This window comes from Streptomyces sp. BK340 (assembly GCF_007827595.1).
Taxonomy (GTDB): Bacteria; Actinomycetota; Actinomycetes; order Streptomycetales; family Streptomycetaceae; genus Streptomyces.
The window spans coordinates 1-22,877 of sequence record NZ_VISR01000044.1; the positions used below are offsets into that span (position 1 = coordinate 1).

Consider the following 22,877-nt stretch of genomic DNA (forward strand, 5'->3'; position numbering starts at 1 on the left):
GACAGACCTCCGCCCTGCGCGTACCTCATGACAACGGCGTACCGCGAGGATCAAGCTCTGTCAGCACCAACGACAACCCGAGTTCAACCTCAGTAATAGCACCGGTCGCCGTCGGCGTGGCCCGCGCCGCGAACGGATGGCGGGTATCGCCAGGATGAGCGGCTTGAACACCTGGCTGTCATGCAGGTTCGCGCCGGACACGGCGACTGCAAGCGGGATGCCCTGGGATTCGGACAACATGTGCAGCTTGCTGCCCGACACGGCCGGTTCGTCGCACGGCGCGGTCCACCAGACCAGTTCCCAGAGTGCATCAGGAAGCAGACGCTTCGGCAGATCGGCACCCACGACGAGCATCATGCCGCTGTGCCGAGGCTCGTAGTAGTCGCAGGCGCAGCCGGATGACGTGGTGAGTGGGATCGGTCGAAGCAGCCCGGGGCCGGCACCGGTGAGGCAAGCGGCCTGTCACACACCCCGGTTCGGCGGCACTTCTGTCACCGGCTGCGGGAGGGTGCGCGACAGGCCCGACGGCTCACTGGATCAGATCGGTGTGCGGATGCTCGGGGGAGGTCGGGCAGACGTAGATCTGCATGCTGTCGGTGCTGCCGACTTCGACCTTGGTCGGCTGCGAGGGGCACTGGCCACAGCAATGACCGACGGTGTTGGCGGCGGCCTGGTCTTCGTGAGGTGCCCAGCTGTGTCCCTCGCCGCCGTCCCATTCGCCGGAGGCGATGGTCAGCAGCGGGACCATCTGCACATCACAGACAGTGCAGTATCGGGGGTTGGGGTCGGTCCGGCCCCATGGAGGCCAGCCGCCGACCTTCCATCCGGGCGCGTCCGCCAGATGGATGTCATAGAAGTCCCGCGGACAGTCCGCGTAGGAGCTGTCCACGTCGGCGCCGGCTGCCTGCCATCTGCTCCAGTCCTCCACCATCAGCCGCATCTGCGGGCTCAGATCGAGGCTGTCGGGGTACTCGGTGATCGCTTCCGGTGCCAGCACGCACGGCTCGGGCACATAGCCCTCGTAGTTCACCTCGTACGGCTCGGGCGGTGTGGCGAGGATGTCGACGACTGCGGCGGCGGTCCGCCAGAACAGTGCGGTCGACGGCTTGTAATCCGGATCGTGGTCGTAGGGGCACCAGAGGATCTGGAGCAGATCGGCCTGGCCGGGCGGCCGCAACAGGGGTATGTCGCGCAGATACAGCTGGGCCACGGGCAACATGGGGACCGGGCAGTCCGCGGGCCACGGAGGGCCTGCGGCGAGTCGCTCCGCGAGCATCGCGGCGTTCCGCTCCTTGATCGCCTCCTCCTCGGGTGTTGTCCCAGGACCCCCGTGATCACCGTGCCACCGGACCCGCATGCGCCTCATGAGCCGCACTTCGGCCGGTGACTGGCGGAACCCACTGTCCACGTGCAGGTGCGAGCTTTCGCAGTGCGGCCACGGCTCCTCGGCCGGCCACAGCAACGGCCCCCCGACCGAACTCTCCCTGACCGAAGGCGACCCCGGGCGGGGGTGCAGACGAATCGCAGGCCGCGCCAACGGCGCCAGCTCGGGAAAGACCGCGGTCACATCCACAGGCCGCGGCGGAGTCGTACGTACGAAGATCATGCCGGTGATCCTGCCACCAGCCACCGACAGTCCCCTGCCGCCTCAACCGGCGTCGGTGCTCAGCCGGTCAAGTCCAACGCACACCACATGAGACAACCTCCAGGGGCGTTGGACCGACGGTTCGGGCCGTGCAAGAGGCCACCAGCTTCCGTGGTCCGGCTGAAGGAGTTTTGTTCTCGTCCATCGCGGACAGTTCCCAGGCCGTCGGCGCGAGGACGAGGACGACTTCTGCGCCAACCGCACGTGCCCGGGCGTCGGCCAGCTCCCTCACAACGGCTGAACCAGGCCGGCCCGCCACTCCGGGGCCGGATCGGAGCCCAGCTCGCTCCAATACTCCCGGCCGGCCATGACCCTTCCGTCCCGCACCGTCCAGAAGGACGCCACCCGATGCACGCCCATCGTTTCGTGCGGAACCTCCACCTCGGAGACCACCTGGTCGCCCTCGGCGACGACTCGCAGCACCCGGATTGACCACCCCTCCGGATACTCGGCGTTGATACGGACGTAGTGGGCCGGCCCTTCGATCCGTTCGCCGCTGACCGGCCACTCCACCACCAGGTCCTCGGCCAGCAACTCACGCAACCCGGCCCAGTCCCGGGCCTGCATGCGCTCCCACAGTGCATGAACGACCTTCGAAGCATCCATGGCCGCATCCTGACAGCCCCCACTGACAGGCGTTCGTCCAAGGGTCGAGCCAGGATCCGCACTTTGCTCCCCGGCGGTCGGCGTCACTCGACCCTGGCGTCATACGCTCGCCAGGCGGGCTGGAAGCTGACGAAGGGCCGCATGCAGCCCTGGTGTCGCACGCACCTGCGGATGGGCCGTTTGGTTTTGGGGCCTGGGCCGTGGGCGGCGCTGAGGGTGGGTGTGTTGTCAGTCGATGAGGACGCCTGGGTTGAGGATGCGACGGGGGTCCAGGGCGTCCTTGGTCGCGCGCAGCGCGAGAGCGAAGGGTTCTGGGCGTTGGCGGTCGTAGGCGGGACGGTGGTCGCGGCCGGTGGCGTGGTGGTGGGTGATGGTTGCGTGGTGGCGGTGGAGGACGTCGTTCGCGGCGGCTTTGATGTCGTCCCAGATCTCGAGTTCGTCGCCGGGTCGGCCGGCGACGGCGACGGTGAAGTAGGGGGCGGCGCCGTCGGGGTAGACGTGGGTGAGGCGGCAGTTGACGGTGGCTGGATGTCCGGTTGCTTTGAGGGCGGCGGCGCCGACCTGGGTGCGGACGGCGTCGATGAGGGCGGGGATCTTGTCCCAGGTGGCGGCGGTTTCGAAGGTCTCGATGACGGCGCCCATGCGGGCCAGGCCGTCGCGTAGGTAGGGCATGCGCAGGAACGCGGAGCGCCAGGCGGTCACGGCCGTGTCGGCCGGGGCGTCCCGGTTCGTGGTCGGTGTCCCGGCGTGGCCGCCGTGGGCGCGGGTCAGGTCCAGGGCGTCGGTGAGACGGCCGTCGACGCGGGTGGTGGCGGATTCGAAGCCGAGGATCAGGACGGAGGAGCCGTCGTGGGAGGCGCCGGAGAGCAGTGCCTCGCCGGGGTCGAGGAGGCGGCAGTTGGCCGGGGCGAGGTCGGACTGGGCGATGGCGCGTACCGCGTCGAGTGCCTGGTGGAAGTCGGTGAAGGTCACGGACGTCGAGGCCTTGTGCCGTGGGCGTTCCTGCAGGCGCATCCAGGCCTCGGTGATGACGCCGAGGGCGCCCTCGGAGCCGAGGAACAGCCGGTCGGGGGAGGGGCCTGCGCCGGATGCGGGCAGACGCCAGGACGTTCCGGCGCCGGCGGGTGTGACGACGTGCAGGGACTGCACGAAGTCGTCGATGTGGGTGTGGCCGGTGGCGTAGTGGCCACCGGCGCGGGTGGCCAGCCAGCCGCCGAGGGTGGAGAACTCGAAACTCTGCGGGAAGTGGCGCAGGGTGAGGCCATGGGGCCGCAACTGGTCTTCCAGTACGGGGCCGAGCGCGCCGGCCTGGATGCGGGCTGAGCGGCTGGCGGCGTCGATCTCCAGGACCCGGTCCATGGAGGTGAGGTCGAGTGAGAGGACGGCACGGTGGGTGTCGCCGCGGTACTCCACGCCGCCGACGACCGAGGAGCCGCCGCCGAAGGGGATGACGGCCACGCCGTGCTCGCCGGCCCAGTCGAGCAGGTCGGCGATCTCCTGGCCGGCGGTCGGTCGGGCGACCAGGTCGGGGATCCTGCCGGGCCGGCCGCGCAGGGCCCGGATGACGTCGCGGTAGGCCTTGCCCATGGCGTGGGCGGCGCGCACCTCGGGATCGTCGGTGACCAGGTGCGCCAGTGCGGGCGGAGGTGTGGCGGCGGGACGGGTGATGGGCAGGTCGGTGACCTGGGGTATCGGCAGCGGGCGGGCGAGTGTGCCCGGCAGCAGGGCGCCCATTGCAATGCATTCGGCGTCGTCGGGGTGGGCGTCGGCGTGGCCCCAGCCCCACCAGGAGCGAGTGCGGGCGGTGCCGGGGCGGGACGGGGTGGCGGGCATGCGTGTGCTCCCAGCGAGGTCCAGATAATTTACCCAACGGAAAATTACCCTAGGGTAATATTGCGATCATGACAACGCTCCCCTCCAGAGCCGGCACCAAGGGCGTGCCCAGGGCCGCGCGCGAACGACAGGTCCTGGCCGCGGCCACCGATGAGTTCGGCCGCCACGGCTACGAGGCCACCACCGTTGCCGCCGTCGCTGCCCGAGTGGGCGTCACGAAGCCACTGCTGCACCACTACTTCGGCAGCAAGCAGGACCTCTACCTCGCCTGCCTGAACCCGGTGGGCGACCGGCTCCTGGGCGCCATCCGCGCCGCCATGGCCGAGCAGGCCTCGGACGCTCCGCCCACCTCCCTGCGCGTGCTGCGCGCCCTGTTCACGGCCCTGGACGGACAGCGCGAGGCTTGGTTCGTCCTCTACGACGCCACACTGCCGCCCGAAAGCGACGCCGCCCGACGCGCGGCGCACTACCGCAGCGCCATCGACGACCTCGCCGCGACCGGCACCGCCGACCTCCTGCAAGCGGCCGGATCCAGCGACCCGCTCGACGCCGACGCCCTCAAATACGCCTGGCGTGGCCTGTGCACCGCCCTGGTCCGCTGGTGGGTCAACCACCCCGACCAGTCACCGGAAGCCATGACACAACGCTGTGCACGGCTCTTCGCGGCCGGCCGCACGATCCTCGCCGCCGGCGATGAGACCGCGTGAGCCGGAGCGACACTCTGACCCCTGTCCATGGGTGGCATAGGTCGGACACTTCAGACGCCGTGCTCACGCGGCGTCTCCGCTTCCGTCGTGCCGGGGATCGCTCCCTCGGCGCGCAGCTCGGCGATCTCGGTGGGGCCGAATCCCAGCTCGGCGAGGATCTCGTCGTTGTGCTCGCCCAGATCGGGCGCTCGCTTCGCGGGCATCTTCGGCACCCCTCGTAGGTTCACCGGACTGCTGACGGTTTCCGCCAACCCGCTGACCCCTTCCAGCGGCACCACGATGTCGTTCGCGCGCAGCTGCGGGTCCCGCGCGGCCTCCTCCGGCGTCTGAATGAGGCTGTAGGTGATGCGTTCACTGCCCAGGGCGTCCTTCCAGTGGGCGAAGGGCTGCGAGCGGAACTCGGAGTCGAGCAGATCGCTCAGCGCGGCGGAGTTCTTGACGAAGCCCTCGACGTCCGCGAAACGGGGATCCTCGAGCAGTTCGGGGTGCCCGATGGCCCGTGTCAGTCCCGGCCAGTGCGAGCGTGAGGCGACCAGCATGAACCACTCGTCGTCCGCGGTCCGGTAGGGGTTGATCAGCGGGTTCGCCGGCGCTTTCCGGTCATGCAGCTCGAACGGTGTGCCGTCGGCGAGCGCGCCGGCCACGAGTGTTCCTGTGGCCCAGACGCCCATGGCGAGCAGCGACGTCCCGACACTGGCTCCTTGCCCCGTCCGTTCCCGGCGGTACAGGGCGGTCACGATCGCCGCGTAGATGGCGATCGCCGAGAGGTAGTCGCCGCTGCCCCAGACCGGCACCGTCGGCGGGGCTCCCGCGTCCCGGGTGGAGGCCAGCAGCCCGCTGCGCGACCAGGTGGCGGTCAGGTCGAAACCGGGCTGCCCGGCGTCGGGGCCGGTGTCCCCGAAGCCGGTGATGTCGGCGTAGATGACCCTTGGATTCCAGCCCGCCACCTCGTCGTAGCCGAGGTGCAGCCTTTCCCGTGCGCCGTGCGGGAAGTTGGTGATCACCACGTCGGCCCACTCGACTAGGCGCTTGAGGACTTCGGTGGCCGCCGGTGACTTCAAGTCGATCACCATGCCGCGCTTGTTGCGATTGGCAAGGTGCCAGCTGTAATTGGCCTGCGCACGGGGACTTGGCGGCACGGAACTCAACCGCCGCTGGGGGTCCCCAGCGCCCGGCGGCTCGATCTTGATGACGTCCGCTCCGAAGTCGGAGAGCACGGTGGCCGCGGCCGGTGCGGCGATGAAGCTCGACACGTCGAGGACCTTCAGGCCGGTGAAGACGGATTCGGTGGTCATCGCCGTCACCTCACGAACGCGCTCAGGCCGTCGGTGACGGCGCGGCCGACGATGAGCGTCTGGATCTCCCGCGTGCCCTCGTACGAGTAGATGGCCTCGGCATCGGCGACGAAGCGGCCGATGTTGTAGTCAAGGAGGATGCCGTTGCCTGCCAGCAGTTCGCGCGCCCATCCCACGGTCTCGCGCATCCGTGCTGTGCAATGGGCCTTGGCCAGGGCGGACTGCTCGTCGCGGTACACCCCGGCGTCCTGCAACTGGGCCAGACGCGTCATCATCCCGCACGATGCCGTGGCGTTGCCGAGCATTCTCACCAGCAGGTCCTGCACGAGCTGGAAGCTCCCGATCGCGCGCCCGAACTGTTCCCGCTCCTTCGCGTACCGCAGAGCGATCTCGTAGGCGGCGAACATCACGCCCACCGCCTGCCACGCCACACCGCTGCGGGTCTGGCGCAGGATCTTTGCGGTGTCCTTGAACGAGTTCGCGTTCTGCAGCCGATTGGCTTCCGGTACACGGCAGCCGTCGAGCACGATGTCGGCGTTCTGCACGATCCGCAGCGCCATCTTCCTCTCGATCTTCGTCGCGGTGAACCCGGGAGTGTCCTTCTCCACGACGAAGCCCAGCACATGACGGGTCTCGGCGTCGCGGGCCCAGATGACGACCAGGTCGGCGAACGTCGCGTTGCCGATCCACCGCTTCGCGCCGTCGAGGATCCATGCGTCGCCGTCGCGGCGCGCGGTCGTCTCCAGACCGCCGGCCACATCGGAGCCGCCGTGCGGCTCGGTCAACCCGAAGGCGCCGATCTTCTCGAAGCGACTCATCTCCGGCAGCCAACGCCGCTTCTGCTCCTCGGAACCGCAGGTGAGGATGGTGCCCATGGCCAGGCCCGTGTGCACGCCGAAGAACGTCGCCACCGACGCGTCGGCATGTGCGAGCTCCAACGCCATGAAACCCGCGAAGAGGTTGCTCGGCCTGGATTCCTGCGAGTCCGGGTCGGCCCAGTTCAGGAGACCGAGCCTTCCGAAGCCCTCGACCAGATGGAAAGGGAACTCGGCCTGGGCCCAGTAGTCGCCGACGATCGGGTCGACCTGCGTGCGGAGGAACTCGCGGACGGACTCGATCTTCCCCCGCTCGCTGTCCGACAGCAGCTCCTCGTAGGCGTAGAAGTCGGCGGGCATCAGCCCTTTGTCCAGGTAGGGACCGGACGGTGTCGGCAAGGCCCTCGTATCGCTCATTGCGATCTCCCTCAAGCGCTGTGGGCGTGTCCCGGAGATCCACGCCCGTCGGCGCTCCCGGCGCCCGCGGTTTCGGTTCCCGGGCGCGATTAAACGCGGATACAGGAGCCGCCCCCCGGACCCGCACCGGCAAGAGGTGCTGTGTCGCCTCGGACCACCCGAGTGGCTCGTCGCCGCCGGCTCCTCCCTGTGCCTCGTCTCGAACGGCTACGAGCCGTGCCTGCCGGAGGTGCTCTCGTGGAGGGGTCTCGCCGTCTTCGACCCGGAGGTCCTGGCGGACTTCCGGACGGTCTCGTGCGGCCCCGTGGTGAACGGCGGCCTCTGCGGTCCCCGGCGATGCGGAAACCAGTCCAGGGCCTGGTGAAGGTCCAGTTGGCCTTCGCCGAGCGGGAGTATCAGGAAGCCGCCCGGGTCGAGCGGGGAGCTGTCCAAGGCCCCCGCTCCCAAGGTGAGCCGGACCCGGATGCTCCCTTGGGCGAAGCGGGACCTGACCGGGGTGCGCTGAGTCGTACGGAGACATCGCCTCCTCGGGCGGCGTGAGCGGCCAACGCAGAGGAGCCCCTCGCCCCGTACGTCGTTGACCGTACTCACCCAACATCCGCTTGACCGCGCGACAGCGGGTCCGAGTAACTGGGACCCTGCGGATGTAAGGACGGTCCATGGACCCTCGTGACATGTACTCGGAAGGTCACCCCGGCTGGGGAGGCGTGCACGACTTCGCCCACGGCATGGGGCCGGAAGAGCTGGGTGAGGCTCTCGCCTACCAAGCGGACCTGGATTTTCAGAGGCGCCGCAACGATGCCATGTACGACCAGTTCACCGAGCCGAGTGAGGACGTCGAGGACTCGTACGACGACTGGCCTGAGAGGGCGCGGGCCGTCGCCGCCGCGCAAGCCGGGCAGTCCGTGCGGGAGCGCGCGGAGAGGCTCCAGAGCGAGGCCGAGCAGCGGCGCCGACGCGAGTCTGCGCAGCATGGCCGGCGTCCCCAACGGGTCCAGCCTTCCCGACGGGGCGAGGTCCCGCGCGTTCGCCGGGCCCTCATCACCGCGCCAGCACGGACAACGTCGATTCGCCGTGAGGAGGGGCTCACGTGGAGGCACTGGGCCCCGGTGATTCTGATGGTCGTCGGGCTTCCCGTCATCGTGCTGCTCGGCATCCTCCTCGATAGTTGATCACCGCCACCTCACCTCGCCCCGGAGCCGGCTCCGGGGCGTGACTGATGCTGTGCCCCGTCTGCGTCCAGGGCGAGGCGAGTGGCCGAGTGCGGTTGAGTACCGTTCCGCGGGCCAACCCGTGCGGCTGGCGGGTGCGGGAACCCGCGCAAGCGAGGGAGGCCGCTCGCCTGAGCCGACAGCGCCGGTTCCACGTACTCTCGACATATGCGGTGATCAACACAGAAAAGGATCCCCATGGACCTCCAGCTCAAGAACAAGGTCGCTGTCGTCACCGGGGCGAGCAAGGGCATCGGCCTCGCCATCGCCGATGCGTTCGCCCGTGAAGGTGCGCATGTCGTCGCCGGAAGCCGGAGCGTCACCCCCGAGCTCGAAGAGCTCCACGAGAACCACGGTGTCACCGCAGTCCGGGTCGACCTGTCCACCCCGGACGGACCGGACACGCTGGTCAGGCTCGCGGCGGACGAGTACGGCAGGGTCGACATCCTGGTCAACAATCTGGGTACCGCGACTTCCCGTCCGAGCTTCCTGGACATCGACGACGCCGAGTGGCAACGGATCTTCAACGTGACCCTGTTCAGCGCGGTCCGGGCCAGCCGCGCGGCGCTTCCTCACCTGCTGGACGCGGGCGAGGGGGCCATCATCAACATCAGCTCCATCAACGCGCGCCTGCCATTCCCCATGGTCGTGGACTACTCCGCGGCCAAGGCCGCACTCACCAGCCTGACCAAGTCACTGTCCGAGGAGTTCGCGCCGCGGGGCATCCGGGTCAACGCGATCGCTCCAGGACCGGTCCGCACGCCCTTCTGGACCGCTCCGGGAGGCTTCGCCGACGCGACGGCGGCCCAGGCCGGCACCACCGCACAGGAAGCCATCGATCTGGTCGTGCCCCAGAGCATGGGCATCTCCACCGGACGGGTCACCGAAGCTCACGAAGTCGCCGATCTGGCTCTCTTCCTCGCCTCGCCGCTCGCCGGCAACATCACCGGAGGCGAGTTCACCATCGACGGTGGCCAGGTCAAGACGCTGTGATCTCTCTTGTTGCTTGTAGCTGCCGGTGAAGCCATCGTCCGCCTACTCCGGCTCGCCCGGGCTGGGAGGCGCGATGCCCTCGGTCTGAGCCTGCCCGCGATCGAGCCTGGTCAGCGGACGACGTCGAAGACCTGCTTCTGAAGGCCGTTGGCGTAGACGTCGTGCTCGACCAGCTTCAGCTTCTGGGCGTCCTTGTCCGTGGCGCTGAACAGGCGCTTGCCGGCGCCGAGCAGCAGAGGGAAGACGAGCAGGTGGTAGCGGTCGATCAGGCCGGCGTCCGAGAGGCTGCGGTTCAGGGAGGCGCTGCCGTGGACGATGATCGGGCCACCCTCGGTCTCCTTCAGGGCGGCGACCTGGTCCAGTGAGCGCAGGATGGTGGTCTCGCCCCAGTTGGAGACCAGGTCGTCCTGGGCCAGTGTGGTGGAGACGACGTACTTCGGCATCGTCTTGTAGCGGTCGAATTCCTTCATGTCCGGCCACACCGGGCTAAATGCCTCGTAGCTGACCCGGCCCATCAGGACAGCAGCGGCCTCCTGCTGCTCCCGTCCCTTGATCTCGAATGCCTCGGGGACGAAGTCGACGTTCTTGAAGGTCCAACCGGAGTTCCGGTAGCCGGGCTCGCCGCCGGGGGCCTCCACGACGCCGTCGAGCGAGATGAAGGCTGTGCTGATCAGGGTACGCATCGGTCATTCCTTGATGTCTGGTGTGCGTTCTCGGACTGCTCGGGGCATGCTCCGACCGAGTTCGTGGTGGAAGGTGCTGTCATAGCCTCGTACCGACAAGAAAAGTTGTCAAGGCAGTCAAAGTTGTCGGTCGCCGTCGGCGACATGTGAGGACAGAGCGTGGACAGCGCCCTGCGGCCGGCCGGATGCCGAGCGGCCCGAACTCGTCGAACGCGAACACCCGGTAGGGGAAGCGCTCCAGCACATGCTCGATCCGGTCGAGCCGCGCGTCGCGCCCGGGATTCCAGGGGCTCCTTCCAGGATTTGGTGCGCTGGAAGGGTCCCGGACGGTGGGTGTCCTCGTCGGCATCCGGGTTTGCCGCCGTCGCAGGCACGCTCATGAGTCCCGGTATGCCGGCCCGCGCGGCGCGCGCGTCAGACGGACGTTTTTCCTGCCCGCCCCCGAACGCATCACTCTTCCGCTCGACGGGGAATCGGTTCTGCTTGGGCTGGCCCGGTGACGCCGCGAAACCTTGCGGGCGGTCAGGGAATACGGCGGATACGACATTTACGGAACACGCGAGGTCGACATGAAGCGTTTGGCGATTTCTGTCCTGGTGACCGCGGCCGTCCTTGCCGCGAGCGGGGCCACGCTCGCAGCCGCCCGGGACGGCGACGGCGGCAAGCACGGGACGGCCCGTGCGGCGCGTGCGTCCGTCGGACGCTACTGGGGCACGGACGTGGAGGTGCCGCCAGGCCAGTACAGAACGGCCAGTGTGTCCTGTCCGGCAGGGATGGTGAGCACCGGCGGAGGGGGCGCCATCGGCGGCGCCAGCCAGAACGGTGGCGACCCGTTCTTCACCGGTTCCTACGGTGGCAGTGGAGGCTGGGTCATCGGCGTGAAGAACACGGACAGTGTGACTCGGTTCGTCAATGCCTTCGTTGTCTGCATCACCCCCTGAAGTACCGAAAAGCAGCCGCGCGGCGGGCCGGTCGGCACGGGACGGGGTGCGGAGGCGGGCGGCGTGGTCGAGCAGGTTGAGCCGTACCGAGGCCGACGGCGTATCGAAGAACGCGGGGCTCGCCCACACGGACGAGGAAACGAACGGCGCGGTGGATGCCGCCTGACGCGCCAAGTACCCCCACTACCCACTACGCCACCTGCGTGATCCAAGCCTGCACCGGCCCGAGGCGTTCTCCGCCACGACCACGATGCCGGGTCCTCCCACGTTGATCCCGCAGAGCTGACGTGCCGGGCGTCAGGGCTCGAGAACGCGGTCCGGCCCCAGTGGCACCTCGTGCAGGAGAAGTCGGCGGCTGCGCAACTCCCTCACCCCGAAATCGGACTTGAGCCGGTCGATGACCGTTTCGAAATCGCGGGCGTGGGTGCAGGCCATGCGCACCTGGTAGTCGTAGTCCCCGGTCAGTCGCATCGCGCCGACGACGTCGGGGCCGTTTCTGGCGCTCATGTGGCTGGACGGCGGGAGTGATGTTGCCGCGCACGCCGCGCGCGGCAACATCGCGGCACAACTGGTAGTCGTGACCTTCTGCCTCACCTACGGTCGACTCGCGCCCGCCCTGCGTCCGGCGCCCACGCTGACGGTGGCTCTGGCCTGTGCGGCCGGAGCCGGTCTGGTCGCGGCGGTGTGCGTAAACATCTGGCTCACAGCGGCCCTGGCCCTGGTCGTGACCCTCGCCGGTCTGCGGACCCGGTCCGCGCCGGCGTTCCCGGACCGGCCGCCGGACCGCGCCCGGGGCTGGGAGATCCCGGTGAGGATGGCGGTGTCGGCCACGACGGTCCTGCTCGCGGTGAACGCCGCTGACGATCTCGCTTCCTTCACGGGCGGCATCCTCGCCTCGCTACCGGTACTGCTGGCCGTGATCGCTCCCTCGACCCCCAGTTCGACCGGCGCGGAGTCCGTCGTCGCGATGATGCGCGCCGCACTGACCGCCGCACCGGGCACCCTTGCCTTCCTGCTGGTGATCCATACGGCCCTTGCCGCTTCCGTGAGGGGGAATTAGGCCCCCGGCCGTCGGCAGCAGACCGCCTTCGTACGGCCGCTGCCGTTACTGCTCGCGGGCTTCTCCGCGGTCCGGTGCCGTAGCTGTGGTCGGACCGGGCCCGCCGCGTCGTTCCTGGGCGACGTCGTTCCTGGCGGCGATGTGGGCGCCGATGTCACTTGTGCGGGGGGAGCGGTTTGGCTTTCGACTTCTCCACTGCGGTGGCGCGGGCTGCGTGGAACACCTCGGTCGGTTCGCCGTCCTTGGACCACACCTGGGCGCCGCACCAAGGGCCGATGAGCCGGAACTGTTCCAGCGCCGCCTCGTACATCCCGGCCTTGCCGAGGTGGTAGGCCAGCAGATGCCGGAGTACGGGGAGCCTGTCGTCGTCCGCCGGGACTGTCGCCAACGCGTCGATGACGGCCGTGAGTCGCTTCTTCGCTCCGGCACCGGACGGGAGCGCGGCGCGGCGTTCCTCCAGCTCGTTCAGCGCATGGAGGTAGATGCCTGCGAGTGGGCTGCCTGCCGGGGCGTTGTCCATGGCTCGTTCGGCGAACGCCATCATCTGCTTGTTGGAGCCGTACCACTTGGCGCACCAGTACTGCATGCCCTGCCAGTGGCCCTCGTAGTGGTGCGGAGCGCTGGCCATGAGGCCGTCCCACAGGGGTTGGAAGCGGTCGGGCTTGTACCGTGCACCACGCGCCGCCGTCACCATGACCACCCACGGTGCCGGGTTCTGGGGGGCCAGGAGCGAGGCGCGCTGTGCCGCCTCGATCGCCGCTGGCAGCAGTGCGCGGAACTTGGCCATGTTCTCGGCCGGCACTTCGTCGGCGTACCCCCGGCCCCGGATCGTCCAGGCGCGGTGCACCAGCATGTCCGCCTCCAGGGCCGCCGCGTCGCAGTTGCCCGGGTCGGCCTCGCGCCAGGCCGTCAGCCACGCGTCGTCCTCGTGCGCGACAGCCCGCAGCAGCTCGAAGCGCGACCAGTGCTCGTCCCAGTCGTTTCCGGCCGCCTCGATGTGGGCTGCAGCGGACCGCCAGTCGCCGCCCCACGCGGCGTCCGCCAGCGCCTGCGACTCCTTGCGGACGCGGACGGGCGACGGCGGGCCGGCACGGCGCGGGTCGAGCGTTTCGAGGGGAGCGAGCCCGTACGCGGCGGCATCGAACGATACCGGTGCCCGTCGGACGGGAGGGGCCTTGGCCGGGGAAGGTCTGGTGGTTCTCCCGCGAGAACCCCGTATCAGGGCGATGACCAGAACGATGAGCAGTGGGCCCAGGATGTGTGTCACGAGTGAAGATCATCGCGGCTTGATCGGCGGACGGCAATCACGAATCCAACTCCCGTGCGGAGCCTATCGACGCGCGCACGCACTGCACCCTCGCCGGGGGAGACGCTCGACCGGGTGCGGGTGCGGGTGCGGGTGCGGGTGCGGGTGCGGGCGGGCGGAGCGTGTGGCTGACCGCTGGCGGTCGGTGAGCTCCCGCATAAGGGCCACGCCTGGACCGCGGGCCGGTGACCGGGCGCACTGTCGTACCCAGGTTACCGAGGGTGCCGGCACCGCAGACCGCGGCAGCGAGACCGATGTGCTCGTAAGGGCTGTACAGGGCGCCGATGACGGGTACTTCGATGCCCAGTACGTTGCACAGGGGACCTGGAGCGTCGTCGCCGCCCGCGGTCATCGAGCCCGGGCTGAGCAGGCCGTACCAGCCCATCGTGCACCGGTCACCATCCCACCCCAGCCGCTGTGCGAGGCGGCACTCCGGGTGTGCGCCCACGTACCGCCCAGGCCCGGGCGGTGAGCGCGATGGATCCGTCCCCTCTTCTGGGCACAGCCGCGTCGAGTGCGTCCCGCAGCCTGTCACGGCAGCCCGGCGAAAGAGCTGCCACGTGACCCGGGGCGGGGCCTTGTCCTGCCAGGAACGGCTCCCAGAGATCGGCGAATCCGGTGAAGACGGTAGGCACCTCGATCGAGGTGACGGCCAAGTCGACGAGGCCCGCGTCCCCCCCACCCCGCACACAGCGGCTCCGGTCGGCAGAAGGAGAACCGACGGCCCTCGTCCAGCGCGGCAGCGGAGGGATCCACCTCGGTGGCCGCGTCCCAGAACCGGCGCAGAAAGCCCATCTCCCCGGCGTAATCCCACACGTAGGCTGCGACCAGGCCGTCCGATCGGACGGCCCTGGCCATCTCGGCCACTGCCCTGGCCTGGTCGGGCAGGAAGTTCAGGGTCGGACCGCTGACCGCCACGTCGCATCGCGCACGGGCACGGCCATCGCGTCGCCCACCAGAAAGCTCGCCGGAGCGGAAGGGATGGCCCTGGTCGTGCTCACGAAAGCCTCCGACCGGTCGAGTCCCAGCACCGTGCGGGGCCGGCACAGGGCGCTCGCCACTGCCGACAGCACACCGGTGCCGCATCCCACGTCGAGCCGGCGCAGACCGGCCGGGCAGTCGGGCCACGCGACGAACTCCTTCGCGACGACACGGCTCAAGCGCCCCATGTACCGCTCACAGGCGGTCCCGGACGCCCACACAGCGAAGTGCTCCTCGCCCACGCCGTCCATCTTCCCGGGTCGTGGCCCAGAGGGCATTGCGGCGGGTGCGCGAGCTGACGGAGAGGGATTTCGACAGCGGACCTCCTTCGCGGGAGGACGGCCTGCTCAAGGGGCTGCCGGCCCGTCATCCCAGATAGGAGGGAGCGACAGCGGAAGTCATCAGCCGACGGGCCGTACCGGTGCCGTCGGCGGGGACGGTCCACAGGTCTGAACCGTAGTCGCCGGGAAGGGCGTAGACGAGGGTGGAGCCGTCGGCCCACAGAGCCTGGTCGTCGATGTTGCGCTGTTCGGCGGTCGGGGTCTCCTTCATCGTCCGCAGGTCGAGGACGTACAGCCGCCAAGGCGCGTCGGGCGAGGCTCCCTTGACGCGCTTCTTGTAGGCGATCCGGCTGGCGTCGGGGGAGAGCGAAGGGCATTCAACGTTGCGGTGCAGGGTGGTGAGGGTGCGTGCGGCGACATCGCCGCGGACCAGATAGGTCCGGCCGCCGGTCGCCAGGGTGGCGTAGAAACGGGTGTCGTCGGCGAAGGTGACACCCCAGATGTTGATGTCAGCGGAGCGGTAGGGACGGCCGTCCTTGGTGATGCGGAAGGATTCCAGGTTGTCGTCGATCGCCCAGGTTCGGGTGTCGACGATGGCAGTGCGGGTGGAGAAGTCGGTGCCGGCGTAGGAGTCGCCGCTGACGAAGACCGTCCAGGCCACCAGGTGACCGGAGGGTGAGACCCGGGCCCGGGTGGGGATGCCTGCTGCCGGGAAGTGGTGCAGCTCGTGCAGGTGCGAGTCGAGTACCACCGCCCGGTAGGCGTCCTGGAGCGTGCCGTGCACAGCCTGCAGGCAGATGCCGGTACCGGCCGCCGCGTGGAAACGCAGACACTTGACGCCCGATGCGGTGCGCGGGCCCTGCGGATCGTCGACGGGCACGGTGGAGATCTCGTCGCGGTGCGGGCCCCAGGCCAGGTTGCGCACCAGCAGCCGACGATCGGCCGTCGGCCGGAGCGAGACGGGTCCGGGCCGCACGGTCGGACCGTTCGCCTGCTGCTGGTCACGCATGCCCGACCGGTGGGCGGCGTAGAGCACCGCCGCCGTGCCGACGCTGCCGAGCAGCAGGACGGCCACCAGCAGGATCACCAGACGGGCGGTTCGGGTCATGTCGACACCTCATCGGCGGGACGAAGGACGAACGAGGCTGTGAGGGCGCTGATCGCCAGTGCGGCGGCCGTGACGGCGAGTGCGGTGCGCCCGCCCCACAGGCTCCAGACCGCGCCGAAGACGAGCGAGCAGGTGAACCGGGCCAGCGCCTGGCCGGAGCCCACCAGTGCCTGCCCGGCACCTTGGTGCTGTACCGGCACGACGTCGGCGGTGGCGGCCGCGAGGACTCCGTCGGTGGCGGCGTAGAAGGTGCCGTGGAGCACGAGGACGGCGACCACGGCCGGTATTCCGTGCCAGGGGCAGAGCACCAAGCCGTAGCCGAGCAGCAGGACGCCGTGGCCGCCCAGGAAGAGCCGACGGCGGCTGATGCGGTCGGCGAGTGCGCCGAGCGGGACGGCGAGCAGCAGGAAGACGGCGGCGGTGCCCAGCGGCAGCAGTGGGAACAGATGGGCGGGCAGGTCCCCTTCGCGCTGGAGCAGTAGATAGAGGAAGGAGTCGCTGACGGTGGTCAGGCCGAGCAGGGTCGCGCACACGGTGAGCCGGCGCAGCTCGGGGCGGCGCAGCAGCCCGAGTGCGTCGCGTAGCACCGGCCGGGCCGATTCGGGCAGCTGTACGGCACCGGCACCGGTGGGACGGATGCGGCGGGGCACGAAGAGCACCAGCACCAGGACTCCCAGTGCGGCGACGCAGCCGCTGACCGCGAAGACCGCGTCGTAGCCGTCGACGGTGGCCCGCAGCACGGCGAAGGCGACGAGCGGGCCGAGCAGCGCACCGGTGGTGTCCATGGCGCGGTGTATCCCGAACGCCCGTCCCCGGTGCCCGGGTTCGGTGGCCAGCGAGATCATCGCGTCCCGAGGGGCGGTGCGCAGCCCTTTGCCGGTGCGGTCGACCGCGAGCACGGCACTGATCACGGGGAGCGTGTGCGTTATCAGCAGCAGCGGCTTGCACACCGCGGACAGGCCGTAGCCGAGGCCCGCCACAACCTTGTGCCGACGGCCTCCCCGGTCGGCGAGGTGGCCGCCGGCCAGCCGGACCAGGGCCCCGACGCCGTTGTTGATGCCGTCGAGCAGCCCGAACCCGAGTGGCGACAGGCCGAGGCCCACGACCACGTAGAGCGGCAGGACTGCGGTGACCATCTCCGACGAGATGTCCGTGATCAGGCTGACCGCACCCAGGGCCAGCACGGTGCCGGGCACGGCGGCCGGCCGCCGCCCCGGACGGGTGTCCGAGGCGACGGCGGGCTTGGTGCTGCGGGAGTCCGCGAGATACACCGGCGTCAGTTCCAGATGCCGGTGATGTCGGCAGCCGAGGCGGCGTTGCCCGCGTGCGTGGTCAGACCGGCCAGGTCCTCCACGGTGCGCAGTACGTTGTAGTGGTTGTAGGTGGTGGCGCTGGAGCTGCCGGGGGCGACGTGCTGCCCGTACAGGACCGTGGGGATGCGGTTGCCGGACAGCTTGTTGTCCTCGTCGAAGGTGACGGCGAGGATGCTGTTGTGGGTCTGGGCCCAGGTGGCGTAGGCGCCCAGGTTGTTCTGGATCCAGGTGTCGCCGGTGGAGACCGAGCAGTCGTGCATGTCACTGCACAGGTTCGGGACGACGAAGGAGACCTTGGGCAGGGTCGTGTAGTCGGTCGGGAACTGCGCCATGGTCATCGCGGTGTTCGTCGGCACGTTGGAGAAGCCGAACCACGGGTTGTGCTTCTGCGCGTAGTTGCCGCTGCTGCAGACCGTCGAACCCTGACTGGGCAGCGACTCGTTGTAGCTCTTCCAGGTCTGACCCGCGGCGATCAGCTCGGAGGCGAGGTTGGGTGCGGAGATGGAGCCGACGGTGACGCAGCTGTCGTCGGTGCGGCCCTGGTCGGAGCCCGAGAAGAGCATGTAGTAGTTCGGCTCACTGGGGTGGGTGAGGCCGTAGGACTGTGTGAGGTTGGCGCCACCCGCCTTGAGGGTGTTGTTGATGTACGGGGCGCTGGAACTGCCGATCACCTGCGAGTAGGCGTGGTTCTCCATCACCACGACCACCACGTGGTCGGGGGTCGGGAGAGCTGCGGCCTGAGCGGTGGAGGCCGTGGCGGCCCACAGGCCGATCGACGTGGCGGTCAGAGCGAAAGCCCCGGCGAGTGCGGCAAGGGGGCGTCGGCCGTGCTGGGGAGCCTTGACGACGGTCATGACTGTCCTCCGGACAGAAGTGACGGACGTTAGGGGGAGCGGCGCCGTAACCCTAGAAGCACCGGGCTGGAACCGGGTGAAGGGCAGACGAACGGTAGGCCCCGCGGGGCAAAGGTCACGCAACGCACAGGTCACGCCCAGAAAAAGCCGCCGGTCACGGGATCGACGGTCCCCGATGGAGACGGTCGGCCCACCCGCACCTTGTTGCGTCCCCGTCCCCACGCGCCCCGGAACGCCCTGGGTCTCCATCATGCGAACGGATCGATACCGATCGCGTGAGGCAGTCACCCGCTGGCACGCTGCCTTCCATGAATCACGCGGAGGTGCTGCTCATCGGAGGACGAGCCGGTGTTGGCAAGACGACGGTGGGTGGTGGGAGGTTTCGGCGCTGCTGCGAGCCGCGGCGGTCCGTCACGCGATTGTCGAGGGCGACTTCATGGGGCAGGTGCATCCGGCACCAGAGGGAGATCCTCACCGCGAGGAGATCACCGAGTGCAATCTGACTGCCGTGTGGGCGAACTTCGCCCGGCGCGGCTGCCGGCGCCTGATCTGTACGAACACCGTGAGCGTGCTGTCTGAGGCGACGGGCATGTTCGAGCGTGCCATGGGAGCCGGGGTGGGGATCACACGAGTCCTGCTCACCGCCTCCGACGCCACCGCTCGCGAGCGGCAACCATTTCGACCTGCCCGCAAGCCGGGTCCTCGGACTGGACCTCCGTTCCAACCGGCCTTGTCGGTCGTCCACCACGCCCCGATGCCGGGGCTCGTCACGCTTTCGGCAGGGGGCGGACGGTGAGGATCTGCTGGGCGTGGCCGACCGGGCCGTCCGTGTCGTGCAGGACCGTGCTGGTGAGGCCCTGACCGGTGGGGCCGAAGGCGACGGTGGTGTCCAGCCCGGTCCACGTTCCACGTGGTTGGCGGTGCAGGTGGACGGTCAGGTCGACGTTGGGGAACATCCATTCCGTGGGAGGCTGCCGGACGGCGATGCCGTTGGCGGTGTCGACCAGGGCGAGATATGACGCGAGCGTGCTGACCTGAACGCCGGCGACCAGATCGAGGGGCGTGGAGACCCATGCGGTCGTACGGCCCGGCAGGGGCGGGCTGGCCGGGCGGACGTCCAGGGAGGCGATGTAGCCGCCGGGCCAGGCGTCGGACATCGGCCACGGGGCGAGTGACTCCGGTGGTGTGAGGCGGTCGTCGGGGCCGCCGGCGACCGCGGTGGTGTCGACGTCGGCCAGGAACCAGGCGCGCGCCCGGACGACCGGGCGGCCGGCGATCCGGACGACTGCCTCGAGTAGTTCGATGGTCCGGCCCGGGCGGAGGGTCTCCACCTCGATCTCGCACTCGTCGAGGGAGAGGCGGCCGAGGATGTCGTAGCTGATCCGGGAAAGGGTCAGGCCGTTGTCCGGACCGGTGGCCCGCTGCCGCTCGATGGCGTGGACGACGAGCCCGCCCAGCGGGCTGAAGTGCTGCTCGTCCGGGTCCCAGGCCCCACTCGCGTGCGTCGTCGGCTTGTAGCGGCGGTCGTCGACGGGTTCGAAGTAGCTGCCCCGGGGTGCGGTGGAGCTGGGCAAGGGTCGCTTCTCCATTCGGGTAGCGGGATGCGAGTGGGCAGCCGGAGCTGTCGTCACGTCAGCCGTCCAGGACGCTACGTACATCTGGTCGTCTCGCCACGTGAGAAAGTGCACACTACATGCAATGTGGAGGGCCGAGAAGGAGCGGCTCCGCTACAGCTGGAGGTCGCCGTAGACACGGAGGAATGCGGATACCGGGTCCATGGCGCGTGTGACTGCCCGTCCTATGACGACATGTGAGGCTCCCGCAGCGATGGCAGCCCGTGGCGTGCCGGGGCGGGCGTGCTCACCGGGAGAGTCACCGGGCAAGGCAACCCCAGGGGTGACGACCAAGGCATCGCCACCCAGTCGTCCCCGCAGGGCCTGGACCTCCTGCGGCGACGCGATCACGCCGTGGCAGCCGGCCTGCTCCGCCAGGCGGGCCAACCGGAGTACCTGGCTCTCAGTGGAGACACCGTCACCTTCACCGTCACCGTCACCGATACCGATGTCGACGAGATCGGAGTCGGTCATGCTGGTGACGACGGTCAGTGCGAGGACGCGCAGCGCCGGGAAGTCGCGGGCCGCATCGACAGCGGCAGCCATGATGCCCGTGCCTCCCATGCTGTGCACGGTCACCATGGAGACGCCGAGGGCTCCTGCCGCACGCACGGCACCGGCAACGGAGTTCGGGATCTCGAAGAGCTTGAGGTCCAGGAACACTTCTTTACCCCGGGCGACGAGGTGCTTGATGAACTCAGGCCCAGCTGCTGTCAGGAGCTCCAGTCCGACCTTGTAGAAGTGGCACCTGTCGCCCAGCTCGTCGACGATGTCCTGAGCGGCCGCGCGATTGTCGTAGTCCAAGGCGACGATGATCTGACTGGTTGGTTCCATGCCGCCATTGTGATTTCCCCACATGAACCATCTGTGCCCAGGGTCTATCCGGCGGTTTCGGGCTGGGCCTCGCCGGTGGGTGTCGCCGGTTCCGGCGCGCCAACAGCGGTGTAGAAGACAGAGCTGCCCTGCTTGGTCCGCTGGACCAGGCTCTTGGCCACGAGGTTCTCGAGAGTGGTGCGCACGACATTGGTCGCGATGGTGCGGTCGGGGTGCGCGTGGTCGAGTGCCTCGGCGACCTCAGCCGCGGAGCGCGGTTCGCTCTGCTCGGTGAGGTGGCGGTGGATGAGGTTGACCAGGGTGGGCCGCGCGCTCTTCGCTGCCGCCTTCTTGGTCGCGGTCTTGGTGCCGGGCTGCTTCTTGGCCCTGGGTTCTTGCGTGGGGGCCGCCTTTGCCGGCCGACGAGTGCCAGGCGCGGGCGTGCTCTTCTTCCTGGGGGAAGGCACGGAGGCGCTGTCGGCGCCGGCGGGCTCAGGGACTGCTGCCTGCACACCGAGGGCCTGTTGGATGCTGACCAGCACTGCGTGGTCGTGCTGAAGTGTTGCCAACTGCCCCTGCAGCTCGGTGAGCTGTGCCGAAATCCGTTCCTGCTCCTTGATGTTGTGTTCGAGGTCGCCGGCAACTTGGCTCATGTACTGCGAAGTCAACTCTGTCGCGGTAGCCGTGCCTTCGGACATCTTTCTCTCCTCGGTTCGTGGCCGGGCCGAAGCCCCTCACAGGTCGTTGCGGCGGGTCAGAGAAGACCTTCCGGGCCGCAGCGCGCATGGTGCAGCGATGATACGGGCCGGAAGCCCTGTTTCTGCTGTCCGAGCGACGCCTTCCGGAGTCGGGGTTCTGGTGTGGGATCTGCGGCGGGAGTGGCTCCAACGCATGGTCATTCGTGGATGCGCACCACAGACGGCACTCAGGTGCTGAGCGACGGTGAGCGTGCGCGAGCCGCGTCTGGCACTGTTCCTTCCCGCGGAAGTACACGAGTTGCCAGCGCTTTGACCTGGATGGTTTGCCGGGTTGGGGAGCCTCCCCGGCTCCCGTTCCGGTTGAATGGGCGACAGTTGGTGTTGCCGCCGTGTCCGCCGGAACACCGGGACAGCAGCCCAGTGAAGAGGGAGGGGCCCGGTGCGTGGAGATGGGCACAGGGAGGGACGCCTTGCTCGACGAGCCGGCGTGATCCCGCGTGTCCAGCTTCCCCTGTTCGGCCTAGTTGTCCTACTGGTCGCCTTCCGTGTGTGGGAACGGGAGCACAGCGGTGCGTGGAACTCGGTCGTGTTCGTGCTGATCGCTGCCTCGGCACTTTCCATCGGAGTTCTGGAGGGTTGTCGGCCAGATCCGCCTCGGGAAGCAGGCTCATGTACGTGTCGGCCGTGATGGTGATCGAGGAGTGGCCGAGCATCTCCTGGATGTCCTTCAGGTCGGCCCCGGCCGCGTGGGCGAGAGCCGCGGCGCCGTGGCGGAGGTCGTGGAGCCGGACCGGCGGGAGGCCGATCTCCTCGTACAGCTCGACGAACCTCCGGGTGACGTTGGCGGGGTGGAGCATCTCGCCGTTCTCCTTGGTGAAGACGCGGCCGGTCTCCACCCCAGCGCTGCCCCTCTCCTCGCGGTCCTTGTCCTGTTGGGCGCGGTACCGCTTGAGGGCCTGGACCGTGTCGGAGTCGAGCGCGATGGTGCGTGCGCCGGCGTCGGACTTGGGGTCGTCCTCGTACACCTCCCAGCCGTCCACGACGAGTTGCTTGGCGACGGTGATGAGACCAGCATCCAGGTCACCACACCGCTGGTGATCGAGCTGCTGTCTCCGCTGCTCAGTGGCGGCTACGCCGGCTCGCTCGCCGCGAGTGTCCACACTGCGGGCGGTGGCTTCACCTTCGTCGGTGTGGTGCTGCCCTGCGCGGCGGGCATCCTGGTCCGGCTCGCCCTGCCCGCGTCGTTGCGCGGCCGGGCGCTGGGCGCAGTCGTGCCTGCGGCCCTGGCCGGCTCGCTGGTCCTGACGTACGTCAACGCCAGCGGCGCCCTCGGCTCCTTCGTCGCTCGGCCACGCCCACTGCTGCTGGGCGCCGCGCTGGTCGTGGCGGCACTGGTATGCCTGCTGTCGTTCGTGCTCGGCCGCTGCGCGGCGCGGCTGCTGCGGCTGGACCCGCCCGCCGCTTGCTCGCTCACCCTCGCCTGCGGCATGAACAACAGCGGCGCCGGCGCCGTACTGATCACCGCCGTGCTCCCGGACAAACCACACCTACTGCTCCCGGTGCTCGCCTACGGCCTGCTCCAGAAGACAGCCGCCAACCGAGTCGTACGGGTCGGGCCTTCTACGGTGTTGCGTTCTATTGCCTAGAACATCGCGGTCCCCGGCCCGACGCCGGGAACCGCAGGACACCGGTGCGCGCAAGCTG

The 22,877-nt window shown here is 69.2% G+C and carries 23 protein-coding genes and 2 pseudogenes; 7 read left to right on the forward strand and 18 right to left on the reverse strand.

Translation table 11 applies throughout. The features are described from left to right. Window positions 1–60: 60 nt before the first annotated feature. The 4 genes from FB157_RS49795 to FB157_RS44230 all read right to left on the reverse strand — a co-directional run bounded on the left by FB157_RS49795 (window position 61) and on the right by FB157_RS44230 (window position 4,084). Window positions 61–357 carry a hypothetical protein gene (locus tag FB157_RS49795; protein WP_222441031.1) on the reverse strand — a complete coding sequence of 99 codons (297 nt, stop codon included), beginning with the start codon at window positions 355–357 and terminating at the stop codon, window positions 61–63. 172 nt (window positions 358–529) lie between these two features. Beyond that, complete coding sequence (locus tag FB157_RS44220; protein ID WP_145887072.1) at window positions 530–1,606, reverse strand: hypothetical protein; 1,077 nt, start codon at window positions 1,604–1,606, stop codon at window positions 530–532. A gap of 267 nt (window positions 1,607–1,873) precedes the next feature. After that, complete coding sequence (locus FB157_RS44225; protein ID WP_145887074.1) at window positions 1,874–2,251, reverse strand: nuclear transport factor 2 family protein; 378 nt, start codon at window positions 2,249–2,251, stop codon at window positions 1,874–1,876. Between the two features lie 228 nt (window positions 2,252–2,479). Beyond that, on the reverse strand, window positions 2,480–4,084 hold the full coding sequence (locus tag FB157_RS44230) for an FAD-binding oxidoreductase (protein ID WP_145887077.1): 1,605 nt from the start codon (window positions 4,082–4,084) through the stop codon (window positions 2,480–2,482). 68 nt (window positions 4,085–4,152) lie between these two features. Between FB157_RS44230 and FB157_RS44235 the strand changes: the two genes are divergently transcribed. Continuing rightward, window positions 4,153–4,791, forward strand: coding sequence for a TetR/AcrR family transcriptional regulator (locus FB157_RS44235; RefSeq protein ID WP_145887079.1), 639 nt, complete (start codon window positions 4,153–4,155; stop codon window positions 4,789–4,791). Window positions 4,792–4,841: 50 nt separating this feature from the next. Here FB157_RS44235 and FB157_RS44240 read toward each other — a convergent pair whose 3' ends face one another. Beyond that, window positions 4,842–6,086: a CaiB/BaiF CoA-transferase family protein gene (locus FB157_RS44240; RefSeq protein ID WP_145887081.1), complete on the reverse strand. Its 1,245-nt coding sequence runs from the start codon at window positions 6,084–6,086 to the stop codon at window positions 4,842–4,844. A gap of 5 nt (window positions 6,087–6,091) precedes the next feature. Then, on the reverse strand, window positions 6,092–7,318 hold the full coding sequence (locus FB157_RS44245) for an acyl-CoA dehydrogenase family protein (protein ID WP_145887082.1): 1,227 nt from the start codon (window positions 7,316–7,318) through the stop codon (window positions 6,092–6,094). A 659-nt stretch (window positions 7,319–7,977) separates the two neighbouring features. On the opposite strand from FB157_RS44245, the gene FB157_RS44250 reads away from it, so the two are divergent. Both FB157_RS44250 and FB157_RS44255 read left to right on the forward strand, forming a co-directional pair. Further along, window positions 7,978–8,490, forward strand: coding sequence for a hypothetical protein (locus FB157_RS44250; RefSeq protein ID WP_145887085.1), 513 nt, complete (start codon window positions 7,978–7,980; stop codon window positions 8,488–8,490). A gap of 237 nt (window positions 8,491–8,727) precedes the next feature. Continuing rightward, window positions 8,728–9,522 (forward strand): SDR family NAD(P)-dependent oxidoreductase, encoded by a 795-nt coding sequence (locus FB157_RS44255; protein ID WP_145887087.1) that lies wholly within the window; start codon window positions 8,728–8,730, stop codon window positions 9,520–9,522. Window positions 9,523–9,632: 110 nt separating this feature from the next. On the opposite strand, the gene FB157_RS44260 is transcribed toward FB157_RS44255, so the two are convergent. Further along, window positions 9,633–10,205 carry a dihydrofolate reductase family protein gene (locus FB157_RS44260; RefSeq protein ID WP_145887089.1) on the reverse strand — a complete coding sequence of 191 codons (573 nt, stop codon included), beginning with the start codon at window positions 10,203–10,205 and terminating at the stop codon, window positions 9,633–9,635. 169 nt (window positions 10,206–10,374) lie between these two features. Further along, window positions 10,375–10,522: pseudogene (locus FB157_RS49550) on the reverse strand (IS630 family transposase); the annotation flags it as partial. 195 nt (window positions 10,523–10,717) lie between these two features. Between FB157_RS49550 and FB157_RS44270 the strand changes: the two are divergent. After that, on the forward strand, window positions 10,718–11,146 hold the full coding sequence (locus FB157_RS44270) for a hypothetical protein (RefSeq protein ID WP_145887091.1): 429 nt from the start codon (window positions 10,718–10,720) through the stop codon (window positions 11,144–11,146). A gap of 297 nt (window positions 11,147–11,443) precedes the next feature. Here the strand turns inward: FB157_RS44270 and FB157_RS44275 are convergent, their stop codons facing one another. Beyond that, on the reverse strand, window positions 11,444–11,653 hold the full coding sequence (locus FB157_RS44275) for an Lrp/AsnC ligand binding domain-containing protein (protein WP_222441032.1): 210 nt from the start codon (window positions 11,651–11,653) through the stop codon (window positions 11,444–11,446). Here FB157_RS44275 and FB157_RS44280 point away from each other — a divergent pair. After that, a complete protein-coding gene (locus FB157_RS44280) occupies window positions 11,652–12,206 on the forward strand; it encodes a hypothetical protein (protein WP_186581958.1) in 555 nt (184 codons plus the stop codon). The genes FB157_RS44275 and FB157_RS44280 overlap by 2 nt on opposite strands. Window positions 12,207–12,360: 154 nt before the next feature. Here FB157_RS44280 and FB157_RS44285 read toward each other — a convergent pair whose 3' ends face one another. The 5 genes from FB157_RS44285 to FB157_RS44310 form a co-directional block, all read right to left on the reverse strand. Then, window positions 12,361–13,473: a hypothetical protein gene (locus FB157_RS44285; RefSeq protein WP_145887097.1), complete on the reverse strand. Its 1,113-nt coding sequence runs from the start codon at window positions 13,471–13,473 to the stop codon at window positions 12,361–12,363. Between the two features lie 932 nt (window positions 13,474–14,405). Continuing rightward, on the reverse strand, window positions 14,406–14,735 hold the full coding sequence (locus tag FB157_RS49555; RefSeq protein WP_315903897.1) for a class I SAM-dependent methyltransferase: 330 nt from the start codon (window positions 14,733–14,735) through the stop codon (window positions 14,406–14,408). 124 nt (window positions 14,736–14,859) lie between these two features. Then, complete coding sequence (locus FB157_RS44300; protein WP_145887101.1) at window positions 14,860–15,882, reverse strand: TolB-like translocation protein; 1,023 nt, start codon at window positions 15,880–15,882, stop codon at window positions 14,860–14,862. After that, complete coding sequence (locus FB157_RS44305; protein ID WP_145887103.1) at window positions 15,879–17,153, reverse strand: MFS transporter; 1,275 nt, start codon at window positions 17,151–17,153, stop codon at window positions 15,879–15,881. Before FB157_RS44305 ends, FB157_RS44300 begins: the two co-directional genes overlap by 4 nt. Window positions 17,154–17,158: 5 nt before the next feature. Beyond that, complete coding sequence (locus FB157_RS44310) at window positions 17,159–18,049, reverse strand: alkaline phosphatase family protein (RefSeq protein ID WP_145887105.1); 891 nt, start codon at window positions 18,047–18,049, stop codon at window positions 17,159–17,161. A gap of 308 nt (window positions 18,050–18,357) precedes the next feature. Here FB157_RS44310 and FB157_RS49145 point away from each other — a divergent pair. After that, window positions 18,358–18,719 (forward strand): annotated as a pseudogene (locus tag FB157_RS49145) (hypothetical protein); the annotation flags it as partial. 97 nt (window positions 18,720–18,816) lie between these two features. Here FB157_RS49145 and FB157_RS44320 read toward each other — a convergent pair. The 4 genes from FB157_RS44320 to FB157_RS49150 form a co-directional block, all read right to left on the reverse strand. Continuing rightward, the gene (locus tag FB157_RS44320; protein ID WP_145887107.1) at window positions 18,817–19,638 is read right to left on the reverse strand and encodes a thioesterase family protein; all 822 of its coding nucleotides are present in this window, start codon (window positions 19,636–19,638) and stop codon (window positions 18,817–18,819) included. Window positions 19,639–19,776: 138 nt separating this feature from the next. Beyond that, window positions 19,777–20,520, reverse strand: coding sequence for an orotidine-5'-phosphate decarboxylase (gene pyrF, locus FB157_RS44325; RefSeq protein WP_261386966.1), 744 nt, complete (start codon window positions 20,518–20,520; stop codon window positions 19,777–19,779). 20 nt (window positions 20,521–20,540) lie between these two features. Continuing rightward, window positions 20,541–21,173, reverse strand: coding sequence for a BlaI/MecI/CopY family transcriptional regulator (locus FB157_RS44330; protein ID WP_145887109.1), 633 nt, complete (start codon window positions 21,171–21,173; stop codon window positions 20,541–20,543). A 227-nt stretch (window positions 21,174–21,400) separates the two neighbouring features. After that, window positions 21,401–22,333 carry a tyrosine-type recombinase/integrase gene (locus FB157_RS49150; RefSeq protein ID WP_315903900.1) on the reverse strand — a complete coding sequence of 311 codons (933 nt, stop codon included), beginning with the start codon at window positions 22,331–22,333 and terminating at the stop codon, window positions 21,401–21,403. On the opposite strand from FB157_RS49150, the gene FB157_RS49155 reads away from it, so the two are divergent. After that, a complete protein-coding gene (locus FB157_RS49155; RefSeq protein WP_385174153.1) occupies window positions 22,268–22,819 on the forward strand; it encodes a hypothetical protein in 552 nt (183 codons plus the stop codon). The genes FB157_RS49150 and FB157_RS49155 overlap by 66 nt on opposite strands. Window positions 22,820–22,877 lie beyond the last annotated feature (58 nt).